Annotated in this window: 12 protein-coding genes; 10 read left to right on the top strand and 2 right to left on the bottom strand. The window is 72.2% G+C overall.

All coding sequences use genetic code 11. The annotated features are described in order from the left end of the window. The first annotated feature begins 5 nt into the window (after positions 1 to 5). The 5 genes from GD880_RS16100 (at position 6) to GD880_RS16080 (ending at position 5382) form a co-directional block, all read left to right on the top strand. Entirely contained in the window at positions 6 to 416 is a 411-nt protein-coding gene (locus GD880_RS16100; RefSeq protein ID WP_152232640.1) for a pilus assembly protein CpaE, read from the top strand. A gap of 53 nt (positions 417 to 469) precedes the next feature. Continuing rightward, positions 470 to 769, top strand: a complete 300-nt coding sequence (gene gatC, locus GD880_RS16095) for an Asp-tRNA(Asn)/Glu-tRNA(Gln) amidotransferase subunit GatC (protein ID WP_152232639.1) — start codon at positions 470 to 472, stop codon at positions 767 to 769. Beyond that, positions 766 to 2274, top strand: coding sequence for an Asp-tRNA(Asn)/Glu-tRNA(Gln) amidotransferase subunit GatA (gatA, locus tag GD880_RS16090; protein WP_152232638.1), 1509 nt, complete (start codon positions 766 to 768; stop codon positions 2272 to 2274). Before gatC ends, gatA begins: the two co-directional genes overlap by 4 nt. Continuing rightward, the gene (gatB, locus tag GD880_RS16085; protein ID WP_152232637.1) at positions 2271 to 3776 is read left to right on the top strand and encodes an Asp-tRNA(Asn)/Glu-tRNA(Gln) amidotransferase subunit GatB; all 1506 of its coding nucleotides are present in this window, start codon (positions 2271 to 2273) and stop codon (positions 3774 to 3776) included. The genes gatA and gatB overlap by 4 nt, the downstream gene beginning before the upstream one ends. Positions 3777 to 3954: 178 nt before the next feature. Further along, positions 3955 to 5382 carry an NAD-dependent malic enzyme gene (locus GD880_RS16080; protein WP_152232636.1) on the top strand — a complete coding sequence of 476 codons (1428 nt, stop codon included), beginning with the start codon at positions 3955 to 3957 and terminating at the stop codon, positions 5380 to 5382. Positions 5383 to 5541: 159 nt separating this feature from the next. On the opposite strand, the gene GD880_RS16075 is transcribed toward GD880_RS16080, so the two are convergent. Further along, a complete protein-coding gene (locus GD880_RS16075; RefSeq protein ID WP_152232635.1) occupies positions 5542 to 6102 on the bottom strand; it encodes a DoxX family protein in 561 nt (186 codons plus the stop codon). Positions 6103 to 6549: 447 nt separating this feature from the next. On the opposite strand from GD880_RS16075, the gene GD880_RS16070 reads away from it, so the two are divergent. The 4 genes from GD880_RS16070 (at position 6550) to pucL (ending at position 10129) form a co-directional block, all read left to right on the top strand. Continuing rightward, a complete protein-coding gene (locus tag GD880_RS16070; RefSeq protein WP_152232634.1) occupies positions 6550 to 8046 on the top strand; it encodes a nucleobase:cation symporter-2 family protein in 1497 nt (498 codons plus the stop codon). 213 nt (positions 8047 to 8259) lie between these two features. After that, positions 8260 to 8763: a 2-oxo-4-hydroxy-4-carboxy-5-ureidoimidazoline decarboxylase gene (gene uraD, locus GD880_RS16065; protein WP_152232633.1), complete on the top strand. Its 504-nt coding sequence runs from the start codon at positions 8260 to 8262 to the stop codon at positions 8761 to 8763. After that, on the top strand, positions 8760 to 9098 hold the full coding sequence (uraH, locus tag GD880_RS16060; RefSeq protein WP_152232632.1) for a hydroxyisourate hydrolase: 339 nt from the start codon (positions 8760 to 8762) through the stop codon (positions 9096 to 9098). Before uraD ends, uraH begins: the two co-directional genes overlap by 4 nt. A gap of 71 nt (positions 9099 to 9169) precedes the next feature. Further along, complete coding sequence (gene pucL, locus GD880_RS16055) at positions 9170 to 10129, top strand: factor-independent urate hydroxylase (protein WP_152232631.1); 960 nt, start codon at positions 9170 to 9172, stop codon at positions 10127 to 10129. 133 nt (positions 10130 to 10262) lie between these two features. Here pucL and GD880_RS16050 read toward each other — a convergent pair whose 3' ends face one another. Continuing rightward, the gene (locus GD880_RS16050; RefSeq protein WP_152232630.1) at positions 10263 to 11009 is read right to left on the bottom strand and encodes an IclR family transcriptional regulator; all 747 of its coding nucleotides are present in this window, start codon (positions 11007 to 11009) and stop codon (positions 10263 to 10265) included. 112 nt (positions 11010 to 11121) lie between these two features. On the opposite strand from GD880_RS16050, the gene GD880_RS16045 reads away from it, so the two are divergent. Then, positions 11122 to 12440, top strand: a 1319-nt coding sequence (locus tag GD880_RS16045) for an NAD-dependent malic enzyme (RefSeq protein WP_152232629.1), incomplete at its 3' end; no start/stop codon positions are given.

Below are 12440 nucleotides of genomic sequence, written 5' to 3'. Positions count from 1 at the left end.
GCCCGGTGATCTCGCTCGAGCTCGCCCGGGCGCTGCGCGCCGCCGGGCTGCGGTGGCGTCCCGCGTCCGGCGACCGGTTCACCATCGACCAGCCCGGGCTGGTCGGGGAGGTGTTCACGGTCGCCGAGATGAGCATCGAGACCCATCGCTTTCCCACCGGCACGGTGCTGGGGTTCAACGGCACCGTGGAGTGGGCGCTGGACGCCGTCACGCTCGACCAGACGGTCTGGCTGCCGCGCGAGGACCAGCTGCGCGAGCTCCTCGGCGGCACCTTCCGGTCCCTGCGCCGCGAGGACGGCGCCTTCCTCGTCACCACCGCCGTGCCCGGCCGGGGCGCCGTCGAGCACCGCGCCCCCGGGGCGGCGGACGCCTACGCCCGGGCGCTGCTCGAGCTCATCGGGCCGGCCGCCATCTGAGGAACGCCGCCGGCCCCGGCGCCGCGGGGCGGCGGACGTTTAGACTCGCTCGTATGTCCACCATCTCTTCCGACGAGGTCGCGCGCGTCGCGGCGCTCGCCCGCATCGAGCTGACGCCCGAGGAGGTCGAGCGCCTCGCCGGCGAGCTCGACGTCATCGCCTCCGCGGTCGCTCGGGTCAACGAGGTCGCCACGCCCGACGTGCCCGCCACCTCCCACCCCATCCCGCTGACCAACGTCATGCGCCCGGACGAGGTGGTGGCCACGCTCGACGCCGACGAGGTGCTCGCCGCGGCCCCGGCCGCCGCCGAGGGCCGCTTCGCCGTCCCGCAGATCCTCGGGGAGGACGCATGAGCGACCTGACCCGCCGCAGCGCCGCCGAGCTCGCCGGCCTCCTCGCCGCCGGCGACGTCTCCGCCGTCGAGGTCACCCAGGCCCACCTGGACCGCATGGCCGCCGTCGACGGCGCCGTCCACGCCTTCCTCCACGTCAACACCGACGAGGCGCTCGCCGCCGCGGCCGACGTCGACGCCCGCCGCGGCGCCGGCGAGGAGCTGCCCGAGCTGGCCGGCGTGCCGATCGCCGTCAAGGACATCGTCGTCACCCGCGGGCAGGTGACCACCGCGGCCTCGAAGATCCTCGAGAACTGGGTGCCGCCCTACGACGCCACCCTGGTCAGCCGGCTGCGCGCCGCCGGGATGCCGATCCTGGGCAAGACCAACCTCGACGAGTTCGCGATGGGGTCGAGCACCGAGCACTCGGCGTACGGCAACACCCGCAACCCCTGGGACCTCGAGCGCATCCCGGGCGGCTCCGGCGGCGGGTCCGCGGCCGCCGTCGCCGCCTACGAGGCGCCGCTGGCCATCGGCACCGACACCGGCGGCTCGATCCGCCAGCCGGCCGCCGTCACCGGCACCATCGGCGTCAAGCCCACCTACGGCTCGGTCTCCCGCTACGGCCTCATCGCCATGGCCTCCTCCCTGGACCAGGCCGGCCCGGTCACCCGCACGGTGCTCGACGCCGCGATGCTGCACGAGGTCATCGGCGGCCACGACCCGCTCGACTCCACCTCGCTGACCGACCCGGCCACCGGTTACGTGGCCGCCGCCCGCGCCGCGGACCTCAAGGGCCTGCGCGTGGGCATCGTCACGGAGCTCGGCGGCGAGGGCTACCAGGAGGGCGTGCGCCGCAGCTTCCTCGAGTCCGTCGAGCTGCTCAAGCAGGCCGGCGCCGAGGTCGTGGAGGTCTCCTGCCCCAGCTTCGACTACGCGCTCGCGGCCTACTACCTGATCATGCCCGCGGAGGCCTCCTCCAACCTCGCCAAGTTCGACGGCATGCGCTTCGGCCTGCGGGTGGAGCCCGCCGAGGGCCCGGTCACCGCCGAGCGCGTCATGGCCGCCACCCGCGGCGCCGGCTTCGGCGACGAGGTCAAGCGCCGCATCATCCTGGGCACCCACGTGCTCTCGGCCGGCTACTACGACGCCTACTACGGCTCGGCGCAGAAGGTGCGCACCCTCATCCAGCGCGACTTCGCCCAGGCCTTCGCCAAGGCCGACGTCCTCGTCTCGCCCACCGCGCCGACCACGGCGTTCCGCTTCGGCGAGAAGCTCGACGACCCCATGGCGATGTACCTCAACGACGTCGCCACCATCCCGGCGAACCTCGCCGGCATCCCCGGCATCTCGCTCCCCTCGGGCCTGAGCGACGACGGCCTGCCGGTGGGCTTCCAGGTCCTCGCGCCCGCCCGCGAGGACGCCCGTCTGTACCGGGTGGGCGGCGTGCTCGAGCGCCTGCTCACCGAGAAGTGGGGCGGCCCGCTGCTGGCCCAGGCCCCCGAGCTGGAGGTGGCCTCCCGATGAGCACGCAGACGTCTCTCCTCGTCGACTTCGACGACGCCGTCACCCGCTACGACCCCGTCCTGGGCATCGAGGTCCACGTCGAGCTGGGCACGAGGTCGAAGATGTTCGACGGCGCCCCGCAGACCTTCGGCGCCGAGCCCAACACGGCCGTCACGCCCGTCTCGCTCGGCCTGCCCGGCGCGCTGCCGGTGGTCAACGCCACCGCCGTCGAGTACGCGGTGAAGATCGGCCTGGCGCTGAACTGCTCCATCGCCGAGAGCTGCCGGTTCGCCCGGAAGAACTACTTCTACCCGGACGTGCCGAAGAACTTCCAGACCTCCCAGTACGACGAGCCCATCGCCCACGACGGCCACCTCGACGTCGAGCTCGAGGACGGCACGATCTTCCGGGTGGAGATCGAGCGCGCCCACATGGAGGAGGACGCGGGCAAGAACACCCACATCGGCGGCGCCGCGGGCCGCATCCAGGGCGCGGAGTACTCCCTGGTCGACTACAACCGGGCGGGCATCCCGCTCGTGGAGATCGTCACCCGCCCCATCGAGGGCGCCGGCGCCCGCGCGCCGGAGGTCGCCCGCGCCTACGTCAACACCCTGCGCGACATCTTCCGGGCCCTCGGCGTATCCGAGGCCCGCATGGAGCGCGGCAACGTGCGCGCCGACGTCAACGTCTCCCTGCGCCCCACGCCGACCTCGCCGCTGGGCACCCGCACCGAGACGAAGAACGTCAACTCCTTCCGCTCGGTCGAGCGGGCGGTGCGCTACGAGATCTCCCGCCAGGCCGCCGTGCTCGACGCCGGCGAGCGGGTGGTCCAGGAGACCCGTCACTGGCACGAGGACGACGGCACCACCTCGCCCGGGCGCGTGAAGTCCGACGCCGAGGACTACCGGTACTTCCCCGAGCCCGACCTCGTCCCGCTCGCCCCGCCGCGCGAGTGGGTCGAGCAGCTGCGGGCCACCCTGCCCGAGCTGCCGGCCGTGCGCCGCCGCCGCCTGCAGGCCGAGTGGGGCTACTCCGACGCCGAGATGCGCGACCTGGTCAACGCCGGCGCCGGGGACCTCGTCGAGGCCACCGTCGCCGCCGGCGCCGGCCCGGCCGCCGCCCGCAAGTGGTGGATGGGCGAGCTGGCCCGCACCGCCAAGACCGACGGCGTGGCGCTGGAGGAGCTGGCGATCACCCCCCAGCAGGTCGCCGAGCTCGCCGCCCTCGTCGACGCCGGCCGGATCACCGACAAGCTGGCCCGGCAGGTGCTCGAGGGCGTGCTCGCCGGCGAGGGCTCCCCGGAGCAGGTCGTCGTCGCCCGCGGCCTCGAGGTCGTCTCCGACGACGGCGCCCTCGAGACGGCCATCGACGAGGCGCTGGCCGCCAACCCCGACGTCGTGGAGAAGATCCGCGGCGGCAAGGTCCAGGCGGCCGGCGCGATCGTCGGCGCGGTCATGAAGGCCACCCGCGGCAAGGCCGACGCCGCCCGCGTGCGCGAGCTCCTCATGCAACGCATCGGCTGACGCGATCACCGCACCGGGCTCGCACCGCACCGGTCGAGCCTCCAGACGCCCCCTTCCCGCCTGCCGCCGGGAAGGGGGCGTCGTCGTCCCGGGGGTGGCGGGTCGGGGCCCGGGTGTGCGGGGGGTTACGATTCATGCCGCTCATCGTGATTCGTCCCACCTTTGAAAGGCCCGCCTCATGGCCATGCCCAGCCCTAGCTACACCATCACCATGCGCGTGGAGGTGCCTGCCTCGCAGCGTGCCACGAGCATGCTCGTCGCGGCGGTGGCCGAGGCGGGCGGGGCGGTGATGGGGGTGGACATCGCCCACTCGACCACGACGAAGCTGGTCGTGGACGTCACGTGCGACACGGTCGATGCCGAGCACGGCGACCGGATCGTCGAGGCGCTCAATGCCCTGGAGGGGGTCAGGGTGCTGAAGATGAGCGACTCGACGTTCTTGTTGCACCTGGGCGGGAAGATCGAGGTGAACGCGAAGGTGCCGTTGAAGACCCGGCGGGACCTGTCGCGGGCGTATACCCCGGGGGTGGCGCGGGTGTGCCTGGCGATCGCGGAGAAGCCCGAGGACGCGCGCCGGTTGACGATCAAGCGGAACACGGTCGCGGTGGTCACCGACGGCACGGCGGTGCTGGGGCTGGGGGACATCGGCCCGGCGGCGGCGTTGCCGGTGATGGAGGGCAAGGCGGCGTTGTTCAAGCAGTTCGCGAACGTGGACGCGTGGCCGGTGTGCCTGGACACCAAGGACACCGAGGAGATCATCGGCATCGTCAAGGCGCTGGCGCCGGTGTACGGGGGCGTGAACCTGGAGGACATCTCCGCGCCGCGGTGCTTCGAGATCGAGGCGCGGTTGCGCGAGGAGCTGGACATCCCGGTCTTCCACGACGACCAGCACGGCACGGCGATCGTGGTGCTGGCGGCGCTGCTCAACGCGCTGAGGGTGGTGGACAAGAAGATGGAGGACGTGCGGATCGTCGTCTCCGGGGTCGGTGCTGCGGGGTCGGCGATCATCAAGCTGCTCAAGGCCCAGGGGGCCCGGCACATCGTGGGCTTCGGGCGTCAGGGGGCCTTGCACCGCGGTGAGGTCAACGGGGATGAGTACCGTAACTGGATCGCTCAGCACACCAACGAGGAGGGGTTCACCGGCTCGCTGCAGGAGGGGCTGGTGGGTGCGGACGTGTTCATCGGGGTCTCGGCGGGCAACATCTTGACCGGGGCGGACGTGGCGCGGATGGCCGAGGGGGCGATCGTGTTCGCGCTGGCCAACCCGACCCCGGAGGTCGACCCGATCGAGGCGGGGGAGACCGCGGCGGTGGTGGCCACCGGGCGCAGTGACTACCCGAACCAGATCAACAACGTCCTGGCCTTTCCGGGGCTGTTCCGGGGGCTGCTGGACGCCGGGGCCTCGTACATCTCCGACGAGATGCTGCGGGTGGCGGCCGTCGCGATCGCGGAGGTGGTCAGCGCCGAGGAGCTCAACAGCGCCTTCGTCATCCCCGGCGTGTTCGACCACCGCGTCGCCGAGGCCGTCGCCGAGGCCGTGCGCGCGGAGGCCGAGAAGTACCTCGCCGAGCAGGCCGGCGCCGCCGAGGAGGCCGTCACCGCCTGACGGCGGCGGCGCCACGCCGGCCCCCCGGGGCTGAAGAAGGCATGCGCCGTCGTCTCGAGACTGAGGCCCTGGTCCGATCGGACCAGGGCCTCGGTCATGGTGTCGGGCGCCCGGGACGGGCCGGGTCTCCGAGTCGGCCGCCCGAGGGGGCGGCGTCGGTCAGCGCAGCCAGGTGTTCTTACCGATGACGCCGGCCCACCACTTGCCCACGCCCCAGGTGTCGCCCGAGAGGGTCACCGCGGAGATGATGAGCAGCATCGCCTCGATCCAGTGGGAGTCGACGACCGGGTTGGTGCCGCCGATCGCCAGGGGCAGCTCCGCGAGGTACATGAACAGCAGGAGCAGCGTGCCGGTCACGGCAGCGATGCGCAGGCCGGCGCCGAGCATCATCGCGACGCCGATCCCGAGCAGGCCGAGCATGAACAGCGTGTCGCCGAACGGGTTGGCGAAGACCTGGAAGACGCCGTGGAACGGGCCCTCGATGCCCTTGATGAAGCCCTGGGCCGGGGTGCCGCCGTGGAGCCAGGCCTTGTCGGCCGTGGTCATGAAGCCCAGGCCGACCAGCTTGTCGAGGAAGGCCCAGAGGAACACCCAGCCGATGATGATGCGGCCGGCGGCCAGCACCCTGCGGGCCGCGGGGGCGGTGACGAGCTCTTCCTGGTACCGGGCTGCCGGGCGAGGGGTGGTGCCCGCGGTGCGGTGCTCGAATGAGGTGGCCATCATGCTCTCCTTGTGAGCAGTGGTGGAGCGACCTTGCTCCGTGTCGGGCTCGGGTTGAGCTCCTTGGTCTCAAGCATGGCCGCCCGCAATGTCCGGTTCCTGGGGCTTACGTCCCGACGCGGCGGCGTCCCGTCGCGACCTCGCGGCGGCCGGGGCGACGGCGGGGCGAAGGTCCCGGGTCGTCGCACCCGTGGAGCAGGCGCAGGGCCGGCCCGTGCGACCGACGGAGAGGCCTCGGGGCCGGGACCGGCCCCTTGACGCGGCCCCACGGGCCGGTTACGTTGACCGCGCCTGCTCGGAAGATGTGTTCCACATCACGGAAACGCTGCCGGAGGTGGCGGCGTGACGTGGGCCCTTCCGAGGCGGACCAGCGGGGGTCGTCCGCCCCCCGGCGCGGCAGGCACACATCGATGCGGCCCGAGGGCCGGTTGACGAGGAGGTCAACGGATGGCAAGTCGAACCACGACCACGGCGGCGCGGCCCGAGGACGAGCGGCTGCCCGTCGCCCGCTCCTTCGTGTACGGGCTGCAGCACGTGCTCACGATGTACGGCGGGATCATCGCCGTGCCGCTCATCGTCGGGACCGCCGCCGGGCTCCAGGGCCCGGACATCGCCGTCCTCATCGCCTCGGCGCTGTTCGTCGGCGGCGCGGCGACGATCCTGCAGAGCTGGGGCGTGCCGTTCTTCGGGTCCCAGCTGCCGCTCGTCCAGGGCGTCTCGTTCGCCGGGGTGGCGACCATGCTGGCGATCCTCGCCAGCGGCGGCGGGTTGCCGGCGGTCTTCGGCGCCGTCCTCGTCGCCGGGCTCGTCGGGCTCGTGCTCGCCCCCTTCTTCGCCAAGGTCATCCGGTTCTTCCCGCCGGTGGTCACCGGCGTCGTCATCACCACGATCGGGCTGACGCTCATGCCGGTCGCGGCCAGCTGGACCCTGGGCGGCAACCCTCAGGCCGAGGGGTACGGCAGCCCCGCGAACATCGGGCTGGCCGCCCTGACGTTCGTCGTCGTCCTCGTGCTGAGCAAGGTCGGCATCGCCGCCGTCTCGCGGCTCTCGATCCTCCTGGCCATCGTCGTCGGCACGCTCGTGGCGGCGGCCCTGGGTATGGCCGACTTCTCCGGCGTGGGCGACGGCGCGGTGGTGGCCGTGCCCACGCCGTTCGCCTTCGGCATGCCGCACTTCGAGATCGCCGCGATCATCTCGATGACGATCGTCGTGCTGGTGACGATGACCGAGACGACCGCCGACATCCTCGCCGTCGGGGAGATCGTGCGCACCAAGGTCGGCTCCCGCCGCATCGCCGACGGGCTGCGGGCGGACATGCTCTCCAGCGCGGTGGCGCCGGTGTTCAACTCCTTCACCCAGACGGCCTTCGCGCAGAACGTCGGCCTGGTCGCCATCACCGGGATCCGCAGCCGCTTCGTCGTCAGCGCCGGCGGCGTCATCATGGTCGTCCTGGGCCTGCTGCCGGTCCTCGGCCGGCTCGTGGCGGCGGTCCCCACGCCGGTGCTCGGCGGGGCCGGGATCGTCCTGTTCGGCACGGTCGCCGCGAGCGGCATCCGGACGCTGGCGAAGGTCGACTACGAGGGCAACATGAACCTCGTCATCGTGGCCAGCTCGCTCGCCTTCGGCATGATCCCGATCGTCTCCCCGAGCTTCTACGAGGGCTTCCCGGCGTGGTTCGTGACGATCTTCCACTCCGGCATCAGCTCCGCGGCGATCATGGCGGTGCTGCTCAACCTCGTCTTCAACGTGCTCCGCGCGGGCAACGCCCCGCAGTCCTCGGTCTTCGTCGCGCGCGGGGCGCGCTACGTCAGCCCCGAGCTGCTCGAGGTGCTCGAGGACGGGGACCGCGTCGAGGGCGGCCGGCTCGTCGACGCCCAGGGCCGCGAGGTTCCCCTGGTCCCGCAGGGTGGGCCGGACCGGGTGGCCGCGCCCGAGCGGGCCTAGCCGAGCGGCCGCGCGGTCCGGTGGGCGTCGCCCCGGGGTTCTCGGCCCGGGGCGGCGCCCGCCGCCGTGCCCGCCGCGGCGCGACGCGACGGTCCGAATGGGGGTCGCCGCGGGGGTCGCCGCAGCGTCTTGACAGGCCTCGTGACGCCAGGGTCTACTTTCTAGAACGGAAAGCCACTTCCGCGATACGAAACAGCGACGAGGGAGTCGAGAATGACGCTCACCGGCCTGGCGCGGCTCAACGAGGCCGACGCGCGGGAGGCCCGGGCGCTGCTGCTCACCTGCGCCGCGGTGCCGCGCTGGGCGGAGGAGATCGTCCAGCGCCGACCCTACGCCGACGTCGAGACCGCACTGGTCGCGGCGCGCGCGGCCGCCGAGCCCTGGAGCGAGGAGGAGGTGGACGCCGCCCTCGCCCGCCACCCGCGCATCGGCGAACGCCCGCAGGGCGCGGACGCCGACGCCGCGCACTCCCGCCGGGAGCAGGCCGCCGTCGACGGCACGGACCCGGAGGTCGCCCGCCGGCTGCGCGAGGGCAACGCCGCCTACGAGGCGCGGTTCGGCCACGTCTTCCTCGTCCGCGCCGCGGGCCGCAGCGCCGCGGAGATCCTCGCCGCGCTCGAGGAGCGCCTCACCCACGACCCGGCGACCGAGCGGCGCATCGCCGCCGAGCAGCTGCGGGAGATCGCCGTCCTCCGCCTCGAGAAGGAGCTCGCATGACGTCCCACATCACCACCCACGTCCTCGACGCCGTCGCCGGGGTCCCGGCCGCCGGCGTGGGACTGACGCTGTCCCGCCACGCCGGTGACGGGCTGGCGGAGGTGGCCACCGGCCGCACCGACGCCGACGGCCGCAACCGCGAGCTCGGCCCCGCCGTGCTCGAGCCGGGCACCTACCGCCTCGTCTTCGCCACCGGCGAGTACTTCGCCGCCGCCGGCCGGCCGACGTTCTACCCCCAGGTCACCATCGACTTCCGCGTGGAGGAGGGGCAGGACCACTACCACGTCCCCATCTTGCTCAGCCCGTTCGCCTACTCCACCTACCGGGGCAGCTGACCGGGTCGGGCGCCTCGCCGCCAGCCCACCGACCCGCAACCCGTCGCACGACCTATCGAAGGAGCTAGAAGATGAGCGACACCATCGCCACCCCCGCCCCCGCCTCCGAGGCGGGCCAGGACGGTGCGATCGTCCTGGGCGACAACCAGTACGGCAAGGCCGAGGTCCGGGTCGTCAAGGTCGACCGGGACAAGCCCCGCCACCGCATCACCGACCTGTCCGTGACCTCCCAGCTCCGCGGGGACTTCACGGTCGCCCACACCCAGGGTGACAACTCCCCGGTCGTGGCCACCGACACGCAGAAGAACACGATCTTCGCGCTCGCCAAGGACGGCGTCGGCTCCCCGGAGCAGTTCGCGATGCGGCTGGCCGAGCACTTCACCTCCTCCTTCGACTGGGTCACCGGCGGGCGGTGGGAGGTCAAGGAGTACACCTGGGAGCACATCCCGACCTCGCTGACCACCAACGCCTCCGACGGCGAGCACGACCATGCCTTCGTCAAGGCGGGCACCGAGACGCGCACCGCCGTCGTCCAGCGCGACGGCGACGACGTCTTCGTCGTCGCCGGCCTCGAGGACCTCTCGGTGCTGAAGTCCACCGGCTCGGAGTTCCACGGCTTCCCGCGCGACCGGTACACCACCCTGGTGGAGACGGACGACCGGATCCTCGCGACCTCCGTCACCGCCCGGTGGCGCTACACCACCACCGACATCGACTTCAACGCCGCCTACGACGACGTGCGGCGGGTCATGCTCGAGACCTTCGCGGACGTGCACTCCCTGGCGCTGCAGCAGACGCTGTACCAGATGGGCAAGCGGGTCCTGGAGACCCACCCGGAGATCGGGGAGATCAAGTTCTCCATGCCGAACCTGCACCACTTCCTCGTGGACCTCGCCCCGTTCGGGCTGGAGAACCCGAAGGAGGTGTTCTACGCCGCGGACCGGCCCTACGGGCTCATCGAGGCGGAGGTGAAGCGTTCCGACGTCACCCCCGAGCCGCGTGCCTGGGCGACCGTGACGGGGTTCTGCTGACCGGGAGCCGTCCGACACCAAGGAGCGCGACATGACCACCATCGCGTCCTGGCGGTGGTGCACCCGATGGTGTCCCGGACGGCGCGGCGGGGCCGGGGGAGGACACCCGACCGGCGGCGCCCGCGCCGCCCTCTCAGCGGGCGGTGATGAGCTCGTCCGAGATGTGGCCGGCGATCTCGTGGAGCAGCGGCAGGGCCTGCTCGCCGAACTCGAAGGACACCCGGGCGGCGGGCCCGGAGATGGACAGCGCCGACGGCGTCGGGGCGTGGGGGACCGGCACCGCGAAGCACCGCACGCCGATCTCCTGCTCGCCGTCGTCGACGGCGTACCCCTGGTCCCGCACCTTCGCCATCTCGTCCAGGAGCGTGCGGAGGTCGGTGATGGAGCGGTCGGTGGCCGCCGGCATGCCGGTGCGGCCGACGATCTCGCGCACGGTGGTGTCGGGGAGCTGGGCGAGCACCGCCTTGCCGACGCCCGTGCAGCTGCAGTACACCCGCCGGCCGACCTCGGTGAACGTGCGCATCGAGTGCTGGGAGGAGGCCTGAGCGACGTAGACCGCCATGTCCCGGTCGATCATCGCCAGGTTCGCGGACTCGCCGAGCTCGCGGACCAGCCGCTCGAGGTGCGGCTTGGCCCCGGCGCCGAGCTGCCGGCCCGCGCTCTCGCCCAGACGGATGAGCCGGGGGCCCAGGGTGTAGCGGCGCGAGGGCAGCTGGCGGGCGTAGCCGCGCAGGACCAGCGTGCGCATGAGGCGGTGGATCGTCGGCAGCGGCAGGCCCGAGCTGGTGGCCAGCTCACTGAGCGCTGCGTCGCCGCCGAGGTCGGTCATGATCTCGAGCAGGTCGATCGCCCGGTCCACGGACTGCACGCCATCCGCCATGCTTCGCCTCCCTCGTGCCGGGCTCGCCCGGCGGGACTGCGCGCCCGACGCGGCGCACAGAAAGATTCTTCCACATGTCGAAAGTCGCTGTCAGTCGAAAGGACGACCCGTCATGGCCATGCCCAGCCCTAGCTACACCATCACCATGCGCGTGGAGGTGCCTGCCTCGCAGCGTGCCACGAGCATGCTCGTCGCGGCGGTGGCCGAGGCGGGCGGGGCGGTGATGGGGGTGGACATCGCCCACTCGACCACGACGAAGCTGGTCGTGGACGTCACGTGCGACACGGTCGATGCCGAGCACGGCGACCGGATCGTCGAGGCGCTCAATGCCCTGGAGGGGGTCAGGGTGCTGAAGATGAGCGACTCGACGTTCTTGTTGCACCTGGGCGGGAAGATCGAGGTGAACGCGAAGGTGCCGTTGAAGACCCGGCGGGACCTGTCGCGGGCGTATACCCCGGGGGTGGCGCGGGTGTGCCTGGCGATCGCGGAGAAGCCCGAGGACGCGCGCCGGTTGACGATCAAGCGGAACACGGTCGCGGTGGTCACCGACGGCACGGCGGTGCTGGGGCTGGGGGACATCGGCCCGGCGGCGGCGTTGCCGGTGATGGAGGGCAAGGCGGCGTTGTTCAAGCAGTTCGCGAACGTGGACGCGTGGCCGGTGTGCCTGGACACCAAGGACACCGAGGAGATCATCGGCATCGTCAAGGCGCTGGCGCCGGTGTACGGGGGCGTGAACCTGGAGGACATCTCCGCGCCGCGGTGCTTCGAGATCGAGGCGCGGTTGCGCGAGGAGCTGGACATCCCGGTCTTCCACGACGACCAGCACGGCACGGCGATCGTGGTGCTGGCGGCGCTGCTCAACGCGCTGAGGGTGGTGGACAAGAAGATGGAGGACGTGCGGATCGTCGTCTCCGGGGTCGGTGCTGCGGGGTCGGCGATCATCAAGCTGCTCAAGGCCCAGGGGGCCCGGCACATCGTGGGCTTCGGGCGTCAGGGGGCCTTGCACCGCGGTGAGGTCAACGGGGATGAGTACCGTAACTGGATCGCTCAGCACACCAACGAGGAGGGGTTCACCGGCTCGCTGCAGGAGGGGCTGGTGGGTGCGGACGTGTTCATCGGGGTCTCGGCGGGCAACATCTTGACCGGGGCGGACGTGGCGCGGATGGCCGAGGGGGCGATCGTGTTCGCGCTGGCCAACCCGACCCCGGAGGTCGACCCGATCGAGGCGGGGGAGACCGCGGCGGTGGTGGCCACCGGGCGCAGTGACTACCCGAACCAGATCAACAACGTCCTGGCCTTTCCGGGGCTGTTCCGGGGGCTGCTGGACGCCGGGGCCTCGTACATCTCCGACGAGATGCTGCGGGTGGCGGCCGTCGCGATCGCGGAGGTGGTCAGCGCCGAGGAGCTCAACAGCGCCTTCGTCATCCCCGG

The organism is Georgenia ruanii (assembly GCF_009193175.1).
Lineage (GTDB): Bacteria > Actinomycetota > Actinomycetes > Actinomycetales > Actinomycetaceae > Georgenia > Georgenia ruanii.
This window is presented reverse-complemented; position numbering and strand designations above follow the sequence as displayed.